General features: G+C 69.4%; 13 protein-coding genes. 10 read left to right on the forward strand and 3 right to left on the reverse strand.

Annotated elements, in window-relative coordinates; translation table 11 throughout:
• Positions 1-147: 147 nt before the first annotated feature.
• Complete coding sequence (locus ABD212_RS02110) at positions 148-1617, forward strand: NAD-dependent succinate-semialdehyde dehydrogenase (RefSeq protein WP_344092385.1); 1470 nt, start codon at positions 148-150, stop codon at positions 1615-1617.
• 116 nt (positions 1618-1733) lie between these two features.
• Positions 1734-2813, forward strand: coding sequence for a winged helix DNA-binding domain-containing protein (locus ABD212_RS02115; RefSeq protein ID WP_344090697.1), 1080 nt, complete (start codon positions 1734-1736; stop codon positions 2811-2813).
• Positions 2814-2959: 146 nt separating this feature from the next.
• Here the strand turns inward: ABD212_RS02115 and ABD212_RS02120 are convergent, their stop codons facing one another.
• Positions 2960-4396, reverse strand: coding sequence for a helix-turn-helix domain-containing protein (locus tag ABD212_RS02120; RefSeq protein WP_344090699.1), 1437 nt, complete (start codon positions 4394-4396; stop codon positions 2960-2962).
• A gap of 120 nt (positions 4397-4516) precedes the next feature.
• On the opposite strand from ABD212_RS02120, the gene ABD212_RS02125 reads away from it, so the two are divergent.
• The gene (locus ABD212_RS02125) at positions 4517-6397 is read left to right on the forward strand and encodes a phosphoenolpyruvate carboxykinase (GTP) (protein ID WP_344090701.1); all 1881 of its coding nucleotides are present in this window, start codon (positions 4517-4519) and stop codon (positions 6395-6397) included.
• A gap of 53 nt (positions 6398-6450) precedes the next feature.
• On the opposite strand, the gene ABD212_RS02130 is transcribed toward ABD212_RS02125, so the two are convergent.
• Both ABD212_RS02130 and ABD212_RS02135 read right to left on the reverse strand, forming a co-directional pair.
• Positions 6451-7707, reverse strand: a complete 1257-nt coding sequence (locus ABD212_RS02130) for a DUF2252 domain-containing protein (RefSeq protein WP_344090702.1) — start codon at positions 7705-7707, stop codon at positions 6451-6453.
• 179 nt (positions 7708-7886) lie between these two features.
• The gene (locus tag ABD212_RS02135) at positions 7887-9854 is read right to left on the reverse strand and encodes an ABC transporter ATP-binding protein (protein ID WP_344090704.1); all 1968 of its coding nucleotides are present in this window, start codon (positions 9852-9854) and stop codon (positions 7887-7889) included.
• Between the two features lie 200 nt (positions 9855-10054).
• Here ABD212_RS02135 and ABD212_RS02140 point away from each other — a divergent pair, with 200 nt between their 5' ends.
• The 7 genes from ABD212_RS02140 (at position 10055) to ABD212_RS02170 (ending at position 22751) form a co-directional block, all read left to right on the forward strand.
• Positions 10055-10996, forward strand: coding sequence for an ABC transporter ATP-binding protein (locus ABD212_RS02140; protein WP_344090705.1), 942 nt, complete (start codon positions 10055-10057; stop codon positions 10994-10996).
• Positions 10993-11880 carry an ABC transporter permease gene (locus ABD212_RS02145; RefSeq protein WP_344090707.1) on the forward strand — a complete coding sequence of 296 codons (888 nt, stop codon included), beginning with the start codon at positions 10993-10995 and terminating at the stop codon, positions 11878-11880. The genes ABD212_RS02140 and ABD212_RS02145 overlap by 4 nt, the downstream gene beginning before the upstream one ends.
• Entirely contained in the window at positions 11877-12704 is an 828-nt protein-coding gene (locus ABD212_RS02150; RefSeq protein ID WP_344090709.1) for an ABC transporter permease, read from the forward strand. Before ABD212_RS02145 ends, ABD212_RS02150 begins: the two co-directional genes overlap by 4 nt.
• Positions 12705-12919: 215 nt before the next feature.
• Positions 12920-13369 carry a hypothetical protein gene (locus ABD212_RS02155; RefSeq protein ID WP_344090710.1) on the forward strand — a complete coding sequence of 150 codons (450 nt, stop codon included), beginning with the start codon at positions 12920-12922 and terminating at the stop codon, positions 13367-13369.
• On the forward strand, positions 13366-16155 hold the full coding sequence (locus ABD212_RS02160; protein ID WP_344090711.1) for a hypothetical protein: 2790 nt from the start codon (positions 13366-13368) through the stop codon (positions 16153-16155). Before ABD212_RS02155 ends, ABD212_RS02160 begins: the two co-directional genes overlap by 4 nt.
• Before the next feature lie 25 nt (positions 16156-16180).
• Positions 16181-19594, forward strand: coding sequence for a tubulin-like doman-containing protein (locus ABD212_RS02165; protein ID WP_344090712.1), 3414 nt, complete (start codon positions 16181-16183; stop codon positions 19592-19594).
• Position 19595: 1 nt separating this feature from the next.
• A complete protein-coding gene (locus tag ABD212_RS02170; protein WP_344090713.1) occupies positions 19596-22751 on the forward strand; it encodes a hypothetical protein in 3156 nt (1051 codons plus the stop codon).
• Positions 22752-22792 lie beyond the last annotated feature (41 nt).

A 22792-nucleotide genomic window follows, 5' to 3' on the forward strand; every position in this document is an offset into this window, starting at 1 on the left:
CGGTGTACGGGCTGTACATCGGCCGGGTTGGTGGCGCGGGGGCAGAATGGGCAGAAGCATCGATGAGCGGATGCCGCGGCATGTCTCGGCATCCGAAGACGCATCCGGAACGCATCCACCGACGACGAGGGAGTCCCCGTGACCACTGTGATCGAGAACCGCGAAACCGACCTGCTGGCGATCGTGCCCGACTCCCTGTTCATCGGCGGTGAATGGCGTGCAGCCGAGGGCGGGAAGACGCTGAAGGTCTACGACCCGGCGACGGGCGAGGTCGTGAAGGAGATCGCCGACGCGTCCCCCGCCGACGGCAAGGCGGCGCTGGACGCCGCCGTCGAGGCATTCCCGGCCTGGGCCGCCACTCCCGCTCGCGAGCGCGCGGAGCTGCTGCGCCGCGCGTTCGACCTGCTGCAGGAGCGCAAGGAGGACTTCGCGCTGCTCATGACGATCGAGATGGGCAAGCCGCTCGCCGAAGCCCGCGGCGAGGTCGCCTACGGTGGCGAGTTCGTCCGCTGGTTCAGCGAGGAGACCGCGCGCATCCAGGGCCGGTACGGGCCGAATCCCGAGGGCACCGGCCGCATGATCGTGTCGCAGCATCCGGTCGGTCCGTGCTTCCTCATCACACCGTGGAACTTCCCCCTCGCGATGGCCACTCGCAAGATCGCTCCGGCGCTCGCCGCGGGGTGCACGGTCGTCATCAAGCCCGCCGAGCTCACACCCCTCACCACGCTCGCGTTCGCGAAGCTCCTGGAGGATGCCGGCCTGCCGAAGGGCGTCGTGAACGTCTTCACGACCTCGACATCCGGCGCGGTGTCGGAGCCGATCATCCGCGATCCGCGGCTGCGCAAGCTCTCGTTCACGGGCTCGACGCAGGTCGGGCAGCGGCTTCTGGCCCAGGCGGCGGATGGCGTGCTGCGCACGTCGATGGAGCTCGGCGGCAACGCCCCGTTCGTGATCTTCGAGGACGCCGACCTCGACAAGGCGGTGGATGGCGCGATGCTCGCGAAGTTCCGCAACATCGGGCAGGCGTGCACGGCGGCCAACCGGTTCATCGTGCAGCGTTCGGTCGCCGACGAGTTCGCGCGGCGGGTGACCGAGCGCGTGCGGGCGATGAAGATCGGCCGCGGCACCGAGGAAGGCGTCGCCATCGGCCCGCTGATCAATACGGATGCCGTCGAGAAGGCCTCATCCCTCGTGACCGACGCGGTCGCGCGCGGGGCTCACGTGCGCACCGGCGGTTCTGCGATCGATGGACCCGGCACCTTCTACGAGCCGACCGTGGTGACCGACGTGCAGCTCGGCAGCGACATCCTGCGCGAGGAGATCTTCGGCCCGGTGCTCGCGATCGTCCCGTTCGACACCGAGGACGACGCGGTCCGCATCGCGAACGACACCGAGTACGGGCTGGTGTCGTACGTGTACACCGAGAGCCTGTCGCGCGGCCAGCGGATGATCGAGCGGCTCGAGACCGGGATGATGGGCCTGAACATGGGCGTCGTCTCCAACGCGGCCGCGCCGTTCGGCGGCTGGAAGATGTCGGGCCTCGGGCGTGAGGGCGGCGCCGAGGGCATCCACGAGTACCTGCAGACGAAGTACACGCTGACCCCGAACCCGTTCTGATGCCCCTCGGTCGTCGAGCGAGGAGCGTTCTGACGCGTTTCGTCTCGCCGCGCTCAACGACCGATGCGCGACCGGTGCGCGCGCACGATGTCCCCGCCTGCGGCAAGACTGAGGGCATGGATGTCGCGACGCTCCGGCACGAGCGGCTGAGGTCGCACCGACTCAGCGCGCCGGCTGCGACGATCGTCGAGGCCGCGTCGCACATGCTCGCGACGCAGGCCCAGGAGTTCTGGGGCGGCCGGTGGGCGCTCGCCTCGCGGACGCGCGGTGCCCCGAGCGTGCGCGCGGTCGATGCGTCCTTCGACCGCGGCGAGATCGTCCGGGCATGGACCATGCGCGGGACGATCCACGTGATCCCGTCGCGCGACCTGGCCTGGGTCCTGGCTGTGACCGGCGAGCGGCAGCTGCGCAAGGCTGCGCTCGTGCATCGCAATGAGGGCATCGACGCGGGCGAACTCGATCGCGCGGAACGACTGGTCCGGACCGCGCTCACCGGCGGCAACCGGCTGACCCGCAGAGAAGTGTTCGAGGTGCTCGAAGCCGGTGGCGTCTCGACCGCGGGCCAGCGCGGATACCACCTGTTGTACGGACTCTCCATGCGCGGTGTGGTCTGCCAGGGGCCCGTCGCATCGCGCGCCGCCGGTCCCACACGCGAGCAGTACTGGGTGCTCATCGACGAATGGGTGACGGATGCCGCGTCCCCCGCCGACCCGCTCGCCGAGTTCTTCCACCGCTTCATCGCGTCGCACGGACCCGCCGGGGTGCGGGACTTCGCGTGGTGGTCGGGGCTGCCGCTCGGGGTGTCGCGAACGGCCGCGGAGTCGGCATCCGCTCGACTGAAGATCGTCGAGGACGAGGCCGAGACGCTCTACGTCGTCGCGGGACCCGTGCCACGGCGCAGCGCGGCCGCGCCGCAGGTCATGGCCCTGCCGCCGTACGAGGAGTACTACCTTTCGTACGTCGATCGCACCATCCCGTGTGCTCCCGAGTTCCTCGCCGCGATCGGCCCGAGCCTCAACGGCATCGTGCGGCCGATCCTCGTCGCCCGCGGCGAGATCGTCGGCGTGTGGATGCACTCGGTCGCCGTCGGGCGCCACGCCGACGACCCGATCCCCGAGCTGTTCACGCCGGATGCCGCGACCGATGCCGAGGTCGCCGCAGCGCTCGACCGCTACCGTGACTTCATCACGGCCTGAGGCCGGCCGACGCGCTCCACCGGCTCGAGAACCACACCGCGCTCGAGAAACCACATCGCGCACCAGAAACCAGATCGCGCGCGAGAAACCACGCACTGCCTGATGTCTCGGTCGTGATGTGGTTTCTCAAGCCCCAGCCGGCGGGCTCAGACGTGCCGGTCGAGGAACTCGTACACCTCGTTGTCGTCGACCCCGGGGAAGGCACCGCGCGGCAGTGGGGAGAACATCTGCATGTGCACGCGCGCGCTCGGCCAGGCCTTTCCCCTCCAGCGCGAGGACAGGTCGTTCGAGGGTCGGCGGCAGCAGGCCTCGTCGGGGCACGTCGATACCGCGCGCTTCTGCGTCTCGCGCCCGCGGAACCACTTCGCGTCGTCGAACGGCACGCCGACGGTGATCGAGAACTCGCCTTCGGACGTCGTGCCCGTCTGGGTCGAGCACCAGAACGTCCCAGCGGGCGTGTCGGTGTACTGGTAATGCTCGGTCGTGCGGTTCTGCTCGTCGAACGCCGACCTCGCCGACCACTTGCGGCACGCGATCTGCCCGTCGACAGCGCCGGTGACATCCATCGGCAGCGGCAGGTCGTCGTTCTCGTAGACGCGGGTGATCGCCCCGGATCCGTCGACGCGCAGGAAGTGCAGCGGGATGCCGAGATGCTGTGTCGCGAGGTTCGTCAGGCGCATCCCCGCCGATTCGTGGGTGGTGCCGAATGCGTCGCGGAAGTCCTCGACGGCGAGGTTGCGGTCCTTCTTGGCCTGCGCGAGGAACGACACGGACGCCGTCTCCGGCATCAGGCAAGCCGCCGCGAAGTAGTTGATCTCGAGCCGCTGCTGCAGGAAGTCGGCGTAGTCCGTCGGCCGCTGATGGCCGAGCAGGCGGTGCGCCATCGCCTGCAGCGCCATCGATCGCAGCCCGTGGCCGCCCGGGATGGATGCCGGTGGCAGATAGATCCGGCCGTGCTCGAGATCCGTCACCGACCTCGCCGAGTGAGGCAGGTCGCTGACGTAGATCAGCTCGAAGCCGAGCTGTTCGGCCATGATGCTCACGGTTCGGTGCGTGAGTGCGCCGGACACGTGACCGGCCGCCTTGAGCTGCTTTTCGGCGAGCTTCTCGATGTCGGGAAGGTAGTTGTCGACATCCCGCATCTTGAGTCGAAGCTCCGTGTTCGCCCGGCGGGCTTCCTCCGGCGTCGCGATGGCCTCGCGCTCGCGGCGCTGCAGCTCGCGGTGAAGACCCAGGATCGACTCGATCGTCTCGTCGGACATGCCCTTCGTGACCTTCACCGGGGCGACGCCCAGCTGGCGGAAGACCGAGCTGCGCTGGGCCCGCTCGAGTTCGATCTCGAGCGCGGCGCGGCGATTGGGCGGCTCGGATGAGAGCAGGTCGGTGACCTGGATGCCGGTCTCTGCCGCGATCGCCTGCAGCAGCGACAGTTTGGGCTCCCGCTTGCCGTTCTCGATGAGGCTCAGCTGGCTGCCTGCGACTCCGACGCGCTCGCCGAGCTCGTCCAGCGTGAGGCCGTGCGAGACGCGCTGGTGGCGGATGCGATGACCCAGAGTCGACAGTTCGAGGGAGGTGGGAGGCATTCCTTGATGATATTGAAAGAATCGCAACTTTTGACGGCCGACTTCAGAGGAAGAGGCATCCCGATCGGCGAAAGTGGAGGAAGAACACGGATCTCATATCGATCAAGGAGGAGCGACACCATGGCACTTGCCGACATCTTCACGCGACCCGCTGACTCAGGCTCCACACGCCCGGCTGCCTCGCGGACGTTCGGCAGTCTGCCCGCCGTGCACGGCGATGGGATGGTCGCGCTGCTTGCGTGGGTCGACGAGATCGCGGCGCTGACGCAGCCCGAGCGCGTCCACTGGGTGGACGGCTCGCGCGCAGAGAACGATGCCCTCCTTCGCGAGATGGTCGAACAGGGCAAGCTCATCAAGCTGAACCCCGAGTGGCGACCCGGCTCGTACCTCGCCCGCTCGCACCCGAGCGACGTCGCCCGCACAGAGGGCCGCACGTTCATCGCCTCCGAAAGCGAGCAGGATGCCGGACCCACGAACAACTGGGCGGCCCCCGATGAGATCCTCGCGACCATCACGCCGCTGTTCGAGGGGTCGATGCGCGGACGCACCATGTACGTCGTGCCGTTCTCGATGGGTCCGGTCGGCGGTCCGCTCTCGCAGATCGGCGTCCAGGTGACCGACAGCGGCTACGCCGTCGCCTCGATCGAGATCATGACGCACGTCGGCGCCGACGTCCTGCGCGAGATCGCGGGCGGGGCGGCCTGGGTCAAGACCGTGCACTCGGTGGGCGCGCCGCTCGAGCCGGGTGAGCAGGATGTCGCGTGGCCGTGCAACGACGAGAAGTACATCGTGCACTTCCCCGAGACGCTCGAGGTGTGGTCGTTCGGATCCGGATACGGCGGCAACGCGATCCTTGCGAAGAAGTGCTTCGCGCTGCGCATCGCCTCCGTCATCGGCCGCAAGGAAGGCTGGCTCGCCGAGCACATGCTCCTCATCCGCGTGATCGATCCCGCCGGTCGCCAGTACCACGTCGCAGCGGCGTTCCCCTCCGCATGCGGCAAGACCAACCTCGCGATGCTGCGGCCGACGATCCCCGGATGGCGCGTCGAGACGCTCGGCGACGACATCGCGTGGCTCCGACCCGGAGAGGACGGGCGACTCTGGGCGATCAACCCGGAGGCCGGCTTCTTCGGGGTCGCGCCGGGCACCGGCGAGTCCACGAACGTCGCTGCCGTCGAGACGCTGTGGGGCAACACGATCTTCACCAACGTGGCGCTGCGCCCCGACGGTGACGTGTGGTGGGAGGGACTGACCGACGAGGCGCCCGCCGAGCTCACGGACTGGGAGGGCAACCCCTGGACGCCGCAGATGGGCCGGCCCGCGGCGCACCCGAACTCGCGGTTCACGGTGCGCGCCGCCCAGTGCCCGCAGATCGCCGATGACTGGGATGCCCCGCAGGGCGTGCCGCTGGACGTCATCCTCTTCGGCGGCCGGCGTGCCACGAACGTTCCGCTGGTGGTCGAGGCGACGGACTGGACCCACGGCGTGTTCATGGGCTCCAACATCTCGTCCGAGCGCACCGCGGCTGCGGAGGGCACCGTCGGCGAGCTGCGCCGCGACCCGTTCGCGATGCTTCCCTTCTGCGGGTACAACATGGCCGACTACTTCGGCCACTGGCTGAAGGTCGGCCAGAAGCTGCGCTTCGATCGGGCCCCTCGGGTGTTCCAGGTGAATTGGTTCCGCAAGGGGACGGACGGACGGTTCCTGTGGCCGGGTTTCGGTGACAACGCGCGCGTGATCGACTGGATCATCCGGCGCATCGACGGCGAGGTCGGCGCGGTCGACAGTCCCATCGGGCGGCTGCCGCGCACCGAGGACCTCGACCTCGACGGCATCGATGTGCCGCAGGCCGACCTCGACCAGCTCTTCGCGATCGACACGGAGTCCTGGCTGCGCGAGGCCGACCTCACCGAGGAGTTCTACCGGACCTTCGATGGCCGCATCCCGGCTCCGCTGTGGGCCGAGCTCGCGGCACTGCGGTACCGACTCGAAAGGGCGTGACGCCCGGTTCGCTCGCCCGCGCCGGCAATGGGGACGGTGCGGGCGAGCAGGCGTCACTCCTGGCCGGTGCTCGCAGCGACGGGAACGCGGCCCTGGTCCGCCGCTGCGCGGAGTGCGTGGTAGTCGCGCAGCGACTGATCGGCATACGCGTAGCACCAGCGCTCGATGGCTTCCGCGAGGACATCCGACTTGCCGATGTAGCCGACGATCTCGATCGCGGCGGGACTCTGGGCGTGAGCGCGCGCGAGCAGGGACGCGCATGCGGCGACGTAGAGCCGATATGGCTCCGCCTCGAGGCCCTCGAGTTCGATCGAGCCCTTCATGTCGTGGAACTGGCGTAGGTAGAAGTCGCCGTTCGCAGCGCGCAGGTAGCCCAGATAGGGATCCGACACCCCCTGCAGAATGCGCTGCAACGCGACGACCCGCTGTCCGTTGCCCTGCTCGGCGATCGCCTGGGCGATGCGCGGCGGCTGGGCGACTTTTCCGTACTGCACCAGCACCGACTGGTTGGCCTCCTTGACCTGCAGCAGGAGCAGATCGTCGTCGGCCCCGGCCATGAGGTGCAGGAAGCAGCGTGTGCCGACGCTGCCGACGCCGACAACGCGCTGCACGAGGTCCAACGGCTCGTATTGTCGCAACACCAGCTCGATGTCGACGTCGACAGTGGAGCTGTAACGTCCGATCAGTTGCGCCAGTGGTTCAGCGGTCTCCTGGTGCAGGTGCACCATTGTGGGCGGGTTGTCGAGGAACCGCAGCTTCCCATCAGGTCCGCGCTCTGTGGTCCGCTTGATTGCGCGCTCCGCCGTTCGACGCTGTGCCGCCTTGACCGCTTCGTCGAGCGCCTTCTGCGCAGACTTGTCGAGCTTCTGCCTTGCATAGGGGCCGCCGGAGTGCATGAAGTAGCGATCGGCGGGCGAGAGTTTGCTCAGCTTGTCGAGCGTGAAGGTGTAACTGCGAACGGCCTCTCGTGCGGTGCCTTCGATGTGCGCCTCGTCGTAGCCGGCATGGCGACCGCCGATGATCGCGCTCGTGACGAGGCGCTTCAGGTCCCATTCCCACGGGGCGGCTGCCGCCTCGTCGAAGTCGTTCAGATCGAAGACGAGCCGCCGCTCCGGCGATGCGTAGAAGCCGAAGTTGCTGATGTGCGCATCGCCGCAGCAAATGACCTGGATGCCCGAATTCGCGTCATCCGAGAGGTCGATGGCCATCAGCCCGGCCGTGCCGCGATAGAACGCAAACGGGTTCTCGAGCATCCTCGCCATGCGCAGAGGGACGAGCTCCTGAACGCGACCCGCGTTCTGCTCCGTCAAGTGCGCGACGGGATCTCTCGTCGTCGCGGTGAGTTCCCCGAGGGCTCGGCGCGGTGCGCTCTCTCGAGCGCCGCGACCGAAGGCACGTGCGTCCTCGCGCGTGGTATATGTCCGGACCAGAGTTGGACTCGTCATCCGCTCATCATGGACCCGTGTCGCGCCGTACGCCAGATGCGCCTTCAGACGAGCAGCTGGTGCCTCGCGAGGTCGCGGTACAGCGGCGTCGATTCGACGAGCTCGGAGTGCGTGCCCTCGCCGACGACCCGGCCGTGGTCCATCACCACGATGTGATCGCTGTCGACGACCGTCGACAGGCGGTGCGCGATCACGATGAGGGTGCGACCCGACGCGACGGCGTCGATCGCATCGCGCATCCGCTGTTCGTTCAGGCCGTCGAGCGACGACGTGGACTCGTCGAGCAGCAGGATGGGCGGTGCCGCGAGCAGCGCGCGGGCGATCGCGAGCCGCTGGCGCTCGCCGCCGGAGAGCATCACGCCGCTCTCGCCGACCGGGGCGTCGATGCCGAGAGGGTTGCGCGCGACGACCTCGCCGAGGTTCACTGCACGCAGCACGCGCTCGCAGTCCTCATCTGAGGCGTCAGGCGATGCCAGTCGCAGGTTGTCGGCGATCGTCCCGGCCAGGGTCGGAGCATCCTGCTCCACATAGCCGAGCTGGGCGCGCAGCGCGTCACGGTCGAGGGTGCGCACGTCCTCACCGCCGAGCAGGATCGCCCCATCGGTGGGGTCGTAGAAGCGCTCGATGAGCGCCAGAGTGGTGCTCTTGCCGGCACCGGACGGGCCGACGAGGGCGACCCGGGCACCGCGGGGAACGGTGAACGACACCCCGGCCAGCACCTCGGCCGCGGCCGATCCGTTCGCGGAGTCGGCGGCCTCCGGCAGATCGATGGACATGCTGTCGACGTGGGCGTTCTCGAGAACCGCGAGCGCTTCGGACTCGGCCTTCCGCCTCGTCGCGACGACCGCTGCGGGGTAGCGGAAGCGGACCCTGCGGAACTCTATCGCCGGCGCCTCGACGGGCTCGGCGGTCGTGCCCGGCGTGTCCGCGCTCTCATGCCCCTGAGCCGCAGCCGGTCCCCGAGCCGGCCGAAGGGCTGACGAGATCGCCTCATCCTGGGCATTCTCGGCCGGGAGGTCCAGGATCTCCTGGATGCGCCCCAGCGCCCCGAGAGCCTGGTTCACCGAGGTGATCGCGCCGAAGAACGAGCCGAGCGGCCCGATGAGCAGGAACAGGAACATCACGAAGGTCACGAGGTTCGCGATCGAGATGGCACCCGAGGCGACGCGGAAGCCGCCCAGCCCGAGGACGACCAGCAGCGACACCTGCAGCGCGATGCCGGCGAACGGCACGATGAGGGCCGACACCTTCGCGATGCGGACACCCACGCCGTAGACGTCGGTGGCGATCCCGGTGATCGCGGTGGACTCGCGTTCGGTCGCGCCGGCCGCCCGGACGGTGCGGATGGATCCGACCGCCCGTTCGACACTGGACGCGAGCTCGCCGACCTTCTCCTGCTGCTCGTGCGTGGCCTTGCGGATCCGTCCGCTCAGGAGGGACACGCCCACGACCGACAGGCCGATCACGAGCACGATCGACAGCAGCAGCAGCAGGTCGATGAAGGCCATGGCGATGATCGCCCCGATGAAGATGAGACCGTTGCCCACGGCATCCGCCAGCCCCTGCGTGAGCACCGCGTACAGCAGGGTCGTGTCGGTCCCGACGCGGGAGACGATGTCGCCGGTGCGGCGGGCGTCGAACTCGCTGATCGGCAGGTGGAGGATCTGGGCGATGAGCTTGCGCCGGCTCGAGTAGACGACGGCCGTGCCGGTGCGCTGCAGCAGGTAGTGCTGGTAGCCCGAGATGATCGAAGACACCACCACGAGGGCGACGATGGCCCAGATCAGGTATCCGAGATCCTGGCCGTTCTCGACGCGCGTGATGACCTGGCCCACGACGAGCGGCTGGGCGAGCGTGGTGAGGGCGCCGATGACGCTCAGGATGGCGACGACGACGAGCACGCCGGTGTGCTCCAGGAGGAAGGGCACGAGCTGCCGGAAGGACGCGCGGGGCCCTTCCTGTGAAGCGCGGCGGCCGCGCGTGCGGCGCGCGGATGCGGTGGTCGTGGACACGGCGGTACCTCGTTCGTCCGGAGTGGGGTCACCTACGACCGTACTTCCTGTCGCGGCCTGGCTCGTCACGCTGCCGGCCGACGCGACCTGCCAGGCGTGGCCGACGTGGCGGCCGCGTGTCGACGTGCGTCGACGGACGCATGGCCAGGGCTGGGGACGACGGGGCTCGTCGTGTCCTCGGGCGTGTGTAGGGTGGTGCGGTGCCCGTCCCCGTGATCGATGCGAAGAACCTCGTCAAGACCTACGCGGTCAAGGGCAAGCCCGACTTCAACGCCGTCGACGGGCTGTCGTTCGAGGTGGCGCCGGGGGAGTCGTTCGGCCTTCTCGGCCCCAACGGCGCGGGCAAGTCCACCACGATGAAGATGATCGGCGCGGTCTCGACGCGGTCGAGCGGCGAGCTCAGCATCCTCGGCCTCGATCCCGACAGATACGGTCCCGAGATCCGCTCGCGCCTCGGGGTCGTGCCGCAGCAGGACAATCTGGACGGCGAGCTGAACGCCCGCGAGAACCTGTACATCTATGGGCGGTACTTCGGCCTGTCCGCCAAGGTGTGCGCCCAGAAGGCCGACGAGCTGCTCGCCTTCGCCCAGCTCGAAGACAAGGCCAAGAGCAAGATCGACCAGCTCTCGGGGGGGATGAAGCGCCGGCTCACCATCGCACGCGGGCTCATCAACGATCCCCGCATCCTGCTGCTGGACGAGCCGACGACGGGGCTCGACCCGCAGGCACGTCATGTGCTGTGGGATCGGCTGTTCCGGCTGAAAGAGCGCGGCACGACGCTCGTCGTCACGACGCACTACATGGACGAGGCCGAGCAGCTCTGCGACCGGCTCATCGTCGTCGACAAGGGCCGGATCATGGCCGAGGGCACCCCGGCATCCCTCATCCGCGAGCACTCCAGCCGAGAGGTCCTCGAGGTCCGCTTCGGCTCCGACCGCAACGAGCAGGTCGCCGCCGAGCTCGCCGGCGTCGGCGATCGCATCGAGGTGCTGCCCGACCGGATCCTCATCTACACCGACGACGGCGAGCGCACTCTCGAGCACATCACGGCCGCGGGTCTTTCGCCGATGACGAGCCTGGTGCGCCGCTCGAGCCTCGAGGATGTGTTCCTGCGGCTGACCGGAAGGTCGCTGATCGAATGAGCCTGCCCGAGTCGTCCGACGCGCAGGGATCGGCTGCGGGTGCGACCCAGCCGACCGTCGACGAACTGCGCGCCGAGGCGATGGAATGGGGTCGCAAGCCTCGAATGCAGGGCGCGCGCTACGTCACCGAGCACGTGGTCCGCGCGATGCGCGCCTACGGCTGGACCATCATCGTCGGCGCTCTCGGGCAGCCGATCATCTACCTGCTCGGTCTCGCCGTCGGCCTCGCCGCGCTCATCGCGGCCCCGATCGACGACCGCGGGGTCGAAGTCTCCTACCTCGTCTTCGTCGCCCCCGCACTGCTCATGACCGCGACCATATCGGTCGCGAGCGAGGAGTTCAGCTACCCCGTGATGATGGGATTCAAGTGGCGGCGCTACTACTACGGATTCAACGCCTCCCCGATCGCCAGCCGGCAGATCGCACTCGGCGTCATCATCGGGACCACGGCGCGGATGGTCATCGTCGCCGTCGCGTACACGGCGTTCCTCTACATCTTCGGAGCCATCCCCGCCTTCACCTGGGGATGGAGCATGATCTTCGTGTCGCTGCTGGCGGGACTGGCCTTCGGAGTGCCGTTCATGGCGTACGCGGCATCCATCGAAGACGACAGAGGACAGTTCGCGCTCGTCCAGCGATTCGTCTTCATGCCGATGTTCCTGTTCTCGGGCACGTTCTACCCGCTCACCTCGCTGCCGCTGTGGCTGCAGTGGATCGGCTGGGTCTCGCCGCTGTGGCACGCCACCGAGCTCGGGCGATGGATCTCCTACGGGGCACCGCTGTCGCCGGCGATGGTGGTCGTCCACTTCGGCTACCTCATCGGCCTGACCGTCGTCGGATACCTGCTGGCGCGCCGGTTCTTCGAGACGAGGCTCGCGAAATGACCGCCGTGGCGCAGACGACGGATGCCGGGATCCGGCGCGGCGGCGTGCGTGCGCTGTGGGCCGGCAATCCGGGGGCCGTCGTGCAGCGCGGTCTCATCGCGGCGCGCTCCTCGAGCTGGGCGGTGGTGCTGTCGGGGTTCTTCGAGCCGGTGTTCTACCTCGCCTCGATGGGCATCGGCCTCGGCAGTCTGATCGGGAGCGTCCAGACGTCGACGGGGCTCGAGGTGTCGTACGCCGCATTCATCGCGCCGGCCCTGCTCGCGGTGTCGGCCATGAACGGCGCGATCTACGACTCGACCTGGAACGTCTTCTTCAAGCTGAACTACGGCAAGCTCTACGAGGGCATGCTGTCGACGTCGCTGGGTCCGCTCGATGTCGCGCTCGGCGAGATCATGTACGCCCTGCTGCGGGGGCTCGTCTACGCCACCGGCTTCATGATCATCATGCAGATCGCCGGGCTGAACCTGGCGTGGACGGCGATCCTCGCGCTCCCGGCGGTGGTGCTCATCGCCTTCGGCTTCGCCAGCGTCGGCATGGCGGTGACGAGCTACATGAAGACCTTCCAGCAGATGGACTGGATCAACTTCGTGCTGCTGCCGATGTTCCTCTTCTCGTCCACGCTCTACCCGATCACGGTGTACCCGGAGTTCATCCAGTGGATCGTGATGGCGCTGCCGCTCTGGCACGGCGTGGAACTCGTCCGGGGACTCACGACAGGGGCGCTCTCGCCGGCGATGTGGGTGCACATCGCCTATTACCTGGCCATGATCGCGATCGGTCTGGTGTTCACGACCAAGAGGCTGCGCGCGCTCTTCCTCGACTGACCGCGCCGTCGCTGCGGCCCGCACCGGCGTGGCGGCGTGCTCGCCGCGGTGCCCGGTGACACGACGGTCACTCGAATCACACTAGTCACATTGGTCACATCGGGCATATCGTCAGATTCGACGAGTTGAATGTCGGCGGCTCGCCTTACGGTCGCTCTGCGGCTGCTGGGGACGCCATCCGATTTCTCGTCGAGCCGGGTAGGGGGTGGGTTCCCATGTCTTCATCGCTCTCATCGCGATCCGGAGGGTATGCGCCGAGCGCACGACCGGCATCCGCGGCGCCCGCGCGAGGCAGGACGGCCGCCAGCCCCTGGCCGCTGATCGCCGCCGTCGCCGCGGTGGGCGTCAGCCTCGCACTCGCCGTGGCGGTCCTCCTGACCGCGAGCGCGACGGTGAACATCCTGGGCATCGGCGTCCCGCTGGTCACGGCCGACGCGTGGCCGCTCAGTTTCGCGGGATACCTGCTGACCCCCGTCGTGGTGATCGGATGCTACGGCTGGAACGCGATCGGTCAGCGCGACGGGCTGCGTCGCAATCGCAACTTCGTGCTGCGTCCCGGGTACTCGAACGCTCTGGCGTGGGCGGCGGGCGCCGGCATCCTCCTCGGAGCGTGGCATGTGCTCAACCTCAGCGTCCCGCTGTCGGAGTGGCTGGGCCTTTCGTGAGACGACGGTGGGCGACCCTGGCGGCGGCGGTCCTCGTGATCGCACTCCCGCTGCTGGCGACGCCTGCCGCTGACGCCGCGCCCGCGCCGGCCGTCCACGCCGCGCTCACGCCGACGGGGCACGACGCCGTGGCGGATCTCCGCACCTGCGTGGCATCGCGCGGCGCGCTCAACGCGTATTACATCATCGACAACTCGCAGTCGCTGCGCGTCGAGGACGATGGCAGGACCCCGGGCTCGGATCCGGACTACACACGCGCCGACATCCTCGGCAACAGCCTTGCCCAGCTCGGACTGCTCGGCGCGGGCACGAAGGTCAACTGGGCCGCAGGCTTCTTCAGCACCGGGTTCGAGCCGGCGATCTCGTGGACCCCTTGGACGAACGGCAGCGCGGCGAAGCTGGAGTCGACGATCCGCGCGAAACAGCCGAACGGCTACACGAACTGGCTCGCGGCCATGGAGGGGACGCAGCGCCAGCTCGCGATCCAGCCGGACGCGGGGCACGCGTGCCAGCTGGTCGTGTGGTTCACCGACGGCGCGATCGATCTCGAGGGCGGTGACCAGGCCACCGCGGACGCACTGAACGATCTCTGCGGGCAGCCCATCGATCCGGCAGGGCATGCCCCGGCGCAGGGGTACGGGCTGTTCAGCGCGTTCCGCCAGTCCGGCGTCGTCGTGATGGGGACGCTCCTGGCCCATGGCTCGACGCGGGACGCGGCCGGTGTCATGTGGCCGCTGGTCGAGGGCTCCGGCGACGTCGGCGGCACACCCGAGCAGTGCGGGCAGCCGGACCCGCCTTCCACCGCGGTGCACGGGGCGGTCGTCGACGCGTCGGATCCGGGCGCGCTGGCGCGGGTCTTCCTCGAACTCGCGAGTCAGATCGCCGGGGGCTACCCCGAGCCCCTCGACGCCCAGGGGAGGTTCTGGATCGATCCCGGCGTCTCGAGGTTCCAGATCGCACTGGGCGCGGGGGACTGGAGCCTCGTCCCGCCATCGGGATCGGGGCTGGCCACGCTGACGGCTGCGAACCCCGGGCCCGCGGCTGTGACATCTTCCGCCGGAGCGACGCTCATCGAGGTGCCCACCGCCGACTCCGCACTCCAGGGGCAGTGGCAGCTGAAAGCGGCCGACGTCGACAACGTCTACCTCTTCAGCGACCTCGGCATCGTGTTCGGTCAGCAGAACACCATCGAACTCGGCGCCGACGGCGCGACATCCGCGACCCTCACCGCGCAGGTGCAGAACGCCCACGGCGAGCCCGCGCCGCTCGACCTCTATGGAGCTGCGACGTTCACGGCATCCATACTGGGCCCGGATGGAAACCTCAAGCAGCTCGCCGATGCCCACGTCGACCGGCAGACGGGCGCCATCACCATACCGATGCCGACGGATGTCGCGGCCGCCGAGATCGTGGTCACCGCCTCGCTCGGTCTCAAGACCACGCCGCACGGGCTCGCGCTCGCGCCGGTGACGACGCAGCAGGCGGTGAAGACCGTCCTGCCGGCGAACTTCCCGCGGATGCACACCACCCCCGTGCAGCTGTCGACGCTGGAGGGCGCCGACGGCGCAGCCCGCGGCGGGATCACGGTCGACGGGCCCCAGTCCGGTGGTGACGGAAAGGTGTGCATCGCCCAGACGCCCGAGGTCATCAGCGACAGCGCGAATCGTGCGGCCGGCTGGGAGTGGCAGCTGAGCGCCGACCTCGACAGCGACGGATGCGTCGTCGTCGCCCAGGGCGCGAAAGGTCAGCGCATCAAGCTCACGGCCACGAATCACACCGCGGCGGACAGCCTCGTCCGCGCCAGCGTGCCCGTGGTCTTCGTCTCGAGCGAAGGGAAGCAGCTCACGCAGGACGTGCCGATCGAGTTCCGCTCGACGCATCCGGTGAACGTCGGCTCCGTCGCGCTCGTCGCTCTCGGACTGCTGCTGCTCGGCATCCTGCTGCCCTTGATCCTGCTCTGGATCCTCAACTGGTGGACCACGCGCCTCGAGGTCGGAAACGCGATCCAGCGGGCGACGTTCCCGGTGCGCGTCGCGCCGCGCGGGGTCGAGGTGCTCGATGTCCCCGTGTCAGACACGGCGCTCTCGGAGCGGTTCCGATACCGCGGCGAGGCGCGCAATGTGCGCGCGCTCGCCGACCCCGATCTGGGACGTATCCATGCCCGCCTGCCGTGGTTCCCGCTCAACGCGCCCGAGTACGAGATCGCGCCGCCGGCCGGGGTGTCGATCGCCGCCGCGCGCACGGGGGCGCGGACGGCGTCTGCGGGGGTGCGCTCGCCCGACGGCGCACTGCGATTCCGGCAGCTGCCGTTCGACGCGTTCTGGGCGATCACGGTGACGGATGCCGAACTCGCGCGCACCGCGAAGGGTGCGGCCGTCAGCGGCACGGCGGTGCTGTACCACCGGTTCGACGCGTACGAGCCGTCGCAGTACCGCGAGCGCCTGGCCGACATCGCGCGGGAGACCACGGCATCCGATGCCATCGACCGGCTGCGCGTCGCCAGGGCGGCGGAAGCCTCGGCCGGAAGCTCGGCTGGGTCCCCCGCCACCGCCGGAGCGGGCGAAGGGGCGGGCGAGCTCGTGCCTGCCGGCGCGGCTACCCCGCCGCCGCGCGGCGCCTCCGGACGGGGCGGTCCGGCCGCACCCGCGCCTGCCGGCGGTCCGCCGCCGCGCCCTGGCACCGTTCCCGGCGGTCCGCCGCCTCGGCCGAGCGCCGCCCCCGGCGGCCCCCCGCCGCTGCCCGACTCCCCACCGCCCCGGCCAGGAACGCCGCCTCGCGGCCGTTGACCTCATCCAGAAAGCGAGCGATGACATGCTCAGACCGTTCCTCATCATCGGCGTCGGCGGGTCCGGCGGCAAGACGCTGCGCGGCATCAAGTACCAGCTCGAGCTCAAGCTCCAGCAGGTGGGATGGAAGTCGGGCATCCCCGCGGCGTGGCAGTTCCTGCACTTCGACACCCCGATCGCGCAGGACGGCGTGGATTACGCCATCCCGTTCCTGCCGCACCAGGAGTACAAGGGCCTCGTGAGCACCGGTGCCACCTACAACACCGTCTACGGCTCGATCGAGAGTGCGCACTCGGCCAATGCAGCCGTGCATCAGGACATCCAGCGTCAGCTGCCGAACCCGCGGAACGTCAAGGTCGACGTGACGAAGGGCGCCGGCCAGTACCGCGCGGTCGGCCGTGCGGTCGCGCTTGCGTCGACGAAGGACATCGCGACGGCGGCGCGCACCGCCATCGCGCGACTGGGGGATGCCGCGGCGCTCGCCGAACTCCAGACCCTCGCCCAGGTGCTGCGAGCACGGGGCGACGGGGGCGACGGCAGCCCCACTGTGATCGTGGTCTCCTCGATCGCGGGCGGGTCGGGCGCTGGCCAGTTCCTCGACATCATCGAGGTCGTGAAGTCGACGGCGAAGCAGAACCCGTGGTCGAACCAGTTCTTCAGCATCCTGTACGCCCCAGACGTGTTCGATCAGCTCAACGTGACGGCGGGCATGCCGGGCAATGCCCTGGCCGCCATCGCCGAGACCATGAACGGCTTCTGGACCGAGTCGCCGTCCGAGGCGACGCTCGAGCTTCTCAAGCACCAGGGCGTGGCGCCCTCGTACGGCAGTGCCATGGACCGGGTCGGCGCGGCCTACCCGTTCGTCGTTGGTCGCAGCAACAGCAAGGTCACGTTCGAGGACCAGAGCGCCGTCTACAACGCCGTCGCGACGAGCCTCACCGCGTGGATCACGGACGAACGCGTGCAGGACGACATGATCGCGTACTCCTCGGGCAACTGGCAGGCGCGCGTCGGGGCGAACGTGCTGCCAGACAACTCCGGGCTCGCGAGTCCGGTGCACCACTCGCCGCCGTTCTCGTCGATGGGCTTCGGCCGTGTGACACTCGGCCGCGAGAAGTTCCTGGAGTACTCGGCGGAGCGCTTCACCCGGTCGGTCATCGATCGGATGCTGCATGCGCACGCCGAGGACGATCCGCTGTATGCGCGCAAGACCGAGCGCGAGTGGATCGAGTCCAAGGCCGACGGCGCCTACCAGCGATTCATCCGCGATCTCAGGCTCAACGAGGAGAGCGAGCAGAACAACCAGGTGATCGATGCGCTGCGCGCCGGCGACAATCTCACCCAGATCAAGGCGGAACTCGAGCACGGCGTCGGCCAGCGGCTGAGCGAGCCGTCCCAGCTCGACAAGTCGGGTGGCCTCGATCTCACGGTGTGGGCCGACCGGCTGCTGCACGAGTACTCGCAGCGGGTGGGCGAGCTGCTGCAGCGCGACCTGCGGGCACGTCAGATCCTCCTCTCGCAGTGGGTGAAGGAGATGCCGTCGCACATCCTGCACACGATCTCGGGCTTCGTCGCCCAGATCGGCCTGCCGGCCGTCATCTCGATGCTGGGCCGACTGGACCGGACCCTCAAGAGCACCGCCGACGGTCTCGAGGCCGAGGCTCACCAGCTCGAGGACTGGGTCGGGAGTCTGCGCTCGCTGGTGGCGGACGAGCTGCGACAGGCTCCCAACCAGCAGTCGATCCGACCCGATCAGGATGTGGTCGGCCACGCGATCGAGCGGCTCAGCCAGGCGCTGGAGTGGGCGACCGAGGCACGGCTGCGGCAGAGCGCGAGCGGCCTCGTCGCCGAGCTGCGCGAGGATTTCCTCGCACCACTCGGGCGCTACCTCGAGGGGGCGCAGGATGCCCTGCGCCAGCGGGTGGACACGCGCAAGACGGCCGACAACCGCGACAACGAGTACGAGTTCTGGCCGACCCGAAACGATGCCTCGATCCCGCGCAAGTACGAGCCGGCGCCCAACGAGCGCCTGCTCATCGAGCACACCGAGTATCCCGCCGAGTTCGAGCGGCTGGTGCGGGCGAGCGTCGAGGGCGCCGACGCGAAGTACCAGGACGCCGTCCTGACCGTGATGAGCCAGCTGCTCGTGGGCCAGCCGCCCGCGCGGGTGCGCGAAGCGGACTCGGCGAGCTGGTCGCTCATCGCGAATCCGCGCAGCTGGAAGCCCACGATCTCGGGCGATCCGGAGTCGCCGTACTCACCGCAGGCCCCCCATTTCTCGATGGAGTCGAACCCCGAGGTGTACCTCGAGCGCGCCCGGCTGTGGATGCGGCGCGAGGGCACTCCGTTCCACGCGTACATCAGCGAAGACCTGCTGAGCTTCTTCGACCAGACGACCCTGCCGCCCGACGTGTTCGCGGCACGGCGCGACCGCTACCGTGAGCAGCTGCAGGCGGCGCTCGGTGCGAGCGAGCCGCTCGTGAAGCTGAACCCCGGCCTGCTCCGTGCCGTGCACGACAAGGCGATCAACGAAGACACCAGCCTCGTCTTCAGCTCGATCCCGTTCCGCGAGGGCACCGAGCTGTACGAGGTGACGAAAGGCGTCCTCGGCCAGATGGACTTCTGGGATGACGCGACCTCCGAGTCGTGGTTCCAGGACGCCAAGGTCGACGGCGTCGAGGTCTTCGCGATGTCGGGGTTCCCCTACCAGCCGATCGTGATGGACTCCGTGATGGAGCCGATCGCCCGCGGGTGGCTCGGGCAGTCGAACACGCAGGACAGCCGCGAGGCGTTCTGGCAGTTCAAGCGCGCGCGCCTTCTCGGCGAGGCCATCCCCGCCGATCCCAAGGTGATCTCGTCGATGGTGCGCGGCTGGTACGTCGCCAAGGCGCTGGGACGGCTCGATTCCAACATCGACCAGGGCGAACGCGGTCCGAAGCTGGCGGTGTGGGATGCCGCATCCCGCAAGCTCGTCGCGTTCCCGCATCCGCTGCTCCACCGGCGCAACGCGCTGCCGGTCGACTACCCGGGTGTCGTGATGCAGTCGCTCACGATCGCGCTGGCGCTGTGCAACGTGGACGGCACCCTGATCCCGATCGCACCGTACCGCGCGCTGGCGGCGCTCGGGGGAGAGCAGGGCGGTCCGTCGCCCGCGCTCACCGCCTGGCTGCAGCGCGGCGTGGTCGACCGCGGGGCGCCGGTCCCGCCGGCGGACCGCGCGGGCACCGCCGAAGGCGACCTGGCATCCCGCCAGACGGCTCTGCGCGACTACCTCACCGGCGAGCTTCAGAAGTTCCGGCGCGATGTGGTCCAGCAGGACGACTCGGTCTCGGTGTACGACTACCCCGTCAGCTGGGAGATCCGCGACGAGATCACCGGGGCCCTCGAGGGCCTCACGTCCGCGGTCATGGCGACGAGATCAGACGATACGGGGGTCTGACATGGCTGACCACTTCTGGGCCGACGCGAAGGCCAGCATCGTGCTGCTCCCCAGTGGCGAGCAGGGCGAGGCCATCCTCGCGCTGGCCGGCGAGTGGACCAAGATGGGTCTGCTCGGGCATGCGCTCTGGGTGATGCCGGAGCACGTCGAGGACGCGCAGGCGGGGCCCCCCGACATCCGGGCGGTGGTCCTCGGCGTCGGACACGACCTCGAGGTCGCCGCGATCGAGGTCGACCTGTTCGAGGCGCTCGCCCGGGAGGCGCTCTCGGTGGTGCGGCTGGTGAAGCTCCGCTCCGCGGTCCCCTCACGTGAGCTCGACGCCGCCCAGGACGCGATCACCGACCGGGTGCGCGAGTACGTGCGCAAGTCGATGCCGATGCCCAATCCGACGGCCACGGTCCTCGATCAGCCGACCGAGCTGCACCACGCCACGCTCATCTGCGCGCCGACGGAGTTCCAGCTGCAGCAGCGGGTCGACTGGGCGGGTGGCGAGTACGGCGTGGTGGTGGTGGCCTCACCCGAGGATCGCTCGAGTCCGTGGTCGGGCGACGCCTTCGTGCGGGAGAACGAGCGGTTCGTGGGGTTCACGCTCACGCACCTCGCGAGCGTCGCAGGGCTGTGGAACGGCGTGAGCACCGGCAGCTTCGAACTGTTCCACCGCGAGGAGTCCGGCCATCAGAGCGTGTGGATCTCGCGCGTCTTCGTCAACGCGGTGCTCACCGAGTCGCTGGGTCGCCGCACCGCGGCGAGAGTGCTCGAGGCCGCGGCGAAGCCGGAGTCGCTGCTCGTGGACCCCAGCATGAGCCCGCCGCCGGAGGGCACCACGTTCATCCCCGACGGCCTCGTGGAAGGCTACGTCGACGACATGGTGCAGGGCGCGATGTCGCTCGACGACGCGGCGCTGGGCTTCCGCGAGCCGCGTGCCGAGGGCGACCCGGGCAAGGTGCGGGTCGGCATCTGGCGTCAGCTCGGCCGCTTCTTCTCGTTCTCGGGGGAGAAGCTCGTGCGAATGCCGTACTGGGCGTGGCGCTGGCTGACCTCACGCACGTCGCGGCGACTGACCCGCGCGCTCCACACCGACGAGGGCGCCATGATCGTGGGGCCGCAGCTCGACGAGATCTTCGACGTGCGCGATCGGATGCTGCTCGCCGAGGCCCAGCGGATCACGGTGGCCGAGCGCGCCGCCCATGCCCAGGCCCATGCCTCCGCCGGGATCGCGCACGTGCGCACGACGCCGCGGCTCTGGGCGCGGCTGCGGGAACTCGTGTTCGGGGCGCTCGACGGCAGCGCCGACCTGAGCGACTCCGGCTTCGCGCCGGTGGAGGGCAGCACGCCGATCTTCGGTCGGGTGTCGGACGTGCTGGCGCTGCAGACCGATCCGTGGACGCCAGCCCGCCACGACGTGCCCGAGGAGTTCCCGGAACGCGTCGACTGGTACGCCCTTGCGCTGGATGATCCGCGCGAGAAGCTCGATGATTGGGTGGCGGATGCCGCGACCCGCCGCGCCGACGCCGAGGCCGAGCTGGCTGCGCTCAACGGCGAGATCGAGGCGCTCCGCAGCGTGATCCGTGCTGTTCCGGCCTCGACGAGTGCCGCACCCGATCCGGCGGCAGTCCCCTCGGCGGTGGCTCCCCCCGTCGCGGAGCACCCGCCCGCCCTGACCTTCGACCAGCTCGTCTCCGAGGACGAGTCGCGACTGGCTGTCGCGACGGCCCGTCGCCACGCCGTCGAGCTCGAGTTCTACCAGGCCGATGCCGAGCGCACCGCCCGATCGCAGAGTCTCGAGCGATACGACGGGTGGGCCTCGACGCAGGAGCACTCCTTTGTCTGGCGGCTGCTGGCGCGCCTCTCCGAAGAGCGGCGCTCCGCCGAACGGCTGTCGGAGCGGCTCTCGGACGAGATCAGCCATGTCGACATCCCCGCTCCCGGGGAACTGCTGCGACTGCGGCAGCGATTCCACCGGACGATGCTCGTCGGCTGGCTCGCCGCGTTGCTGCTCGGCAGCCTCGTGGTGGTGGGGATGTCGACCGTCGACAGTCGCTCTCAGCGCGATCCATCGTTCGACACCGGCCCGTGGTACTTCTGGCTGTGGATCATCATGGCCGCGATCGTGGTCGCGGTGGTGCTGCTCACCCTGATCGCGCTGATCAGGTACCACTCCGGCTGGTCGCGGTTCGAGCGTCGCATCGACGTGCAGCGCATGCGGCTGGGTCAGCTCGGCCGCAATGCCCGCCACGCGCGGCAGGAGGCGACGCGCCTCGCGTCGCTGCACCGGCAGACCGTCGACTGGCTCGTGCTGCTGTCTCGCTCCATCCATCGCCCGTGGCACATCCCGGAGTCCTGGACGCAGCGTCAGCCGTACGAGGTGGCACGCGGCGCGATGCCGTTCGCTCTGCAGATCGCCACCATCCTGGACGACGACTACGCGGCGACCGCGAGACTGCGGCTGCTCATGACCGAGCAGCTGCTCGTCAAGGGATGGCGTCATGCGGCGTTCGAAGCACTCGTCCGCGAGACCGCGGTCGAGCGCGGAGCGGTGTCGGGCGCGTTCGGGCTCAGCGCGCTCGACGAAGACCTGCCGCACTCGTCGAACCACACGCGCGCGATGCTGCTCGCCGCGCTCGACGACGAAGCGATCCTGACGAGGGTCGCGGGTCCCCGACTCGAAGAGCTGGTCAAGAGCGCACAGCGCGACGAGCTGCACAGCGGGCGCCCGCACGTCGTCCCGGTGGGCGACAACCCGCTGCAGGCGCTGATCCGGGCGGGCGACCCGTTCGACACCGGGCGGGGCGCCGTGCCGTGGGACGAGTTCCTGCTCGGCTCGCTGGCCGGACGCCGCGATCCGGTGACACCGCTGAGCGCGACCGTCCTCGCCGAACTCGAGCTGGGGGAGCGGCACCATGAGCGGGTGACGAGCTATCTGGTGCTGCCGCGTCGCCTGGAGAGCCAGCTGTCGTTCCGGCCGGGTGCCACCGTGCACATCGTGCCGTTCGCCGACGACGGCACCGCACCGGTCGACCTGTGCTGGCGGGTGGACATCGCCGGCCCGGTGCCGAAGGCGGCGATCCACCTGTGGGGCGAGCGCGCCGGCCGGTCGCCTGCCGCCCCGTCGCAGCGGGGGGCGGCCGATGCCGGACCCGTCGACTCGGGCGTCTAGGCGGTGACGGGCTCGTCCGCGCCGCCACCACGTCCGGGGGC

This window comes from Microbacterium deminutum (assembly GCF_039530205.1).
Lineage (GTDB): Bacteria > Actinomycetota > Actinomycetes > Actinomycetales > Microbacteriaceae > Microbacterium > Microbacterium deminutum.

Excerpts from the sequence above, each read along its gene's own strand:
- ABD212_RS02115 (WP_344090697.1), top strand. The coding sequence starts at position 1,734 with ATGGATGTCGCGACGCTCCGGCACGAGCGGCTGAGGTCGCACCGACTC.
- ABD212_RS02120 (WP_344090699.1), bottom strand. The coding sequence starts at position 4,396 with ATGCCTCCCACCTCCCTCGAACTGTCGACTCTGGGTCATCGCATCCGC.
- ABD212_RS02125 (WP_344090701.1), top strand. The coding sequence starts at position 4,517 with ATGGCACTTGCCGACATCTTCACGCGACCCGCTGACTCAGGCTCCACA.
- ABD212_RS02145 (WP_344090707.1), top strand. The coding sequence starts at position 10,993 with ATGAGCCTGCCCGAGTCGTCCGACGCGCAGGGATCGGCTGCGGGTGCG.
- ABD212_RS02150 (WP_344090709.1), top strand. The coding sequence starts at position 11,877 with ATGACCGCCGTGGCGCAGACGACGGATGCCGGGATCCGGCGCGGCGGC.
- ABD212_RS02155 (WP_344090710.1), top strand. The coding sequence starts at position 12,920 with ATGTCTTCATCGCTCTCATCGCGATCCGGAGGGTATGCGCCGAGCGCA.
- ABD212_RS02165 (WP_344090712.1), top strand. The coding sequence starts at position 16,181 with ATGCTCAGACCGTTCCTCATCATCGGCGTCGGCGGGTCCGGCGGCAAG.
- ABD212_RS02170 (WP_344090713.1), top strand. The coding sequence starts at position 19,596 with ATGGCTGACCACTTCTGGGCCGACGCGAAGGCCAGCATCGTGCTGCTC.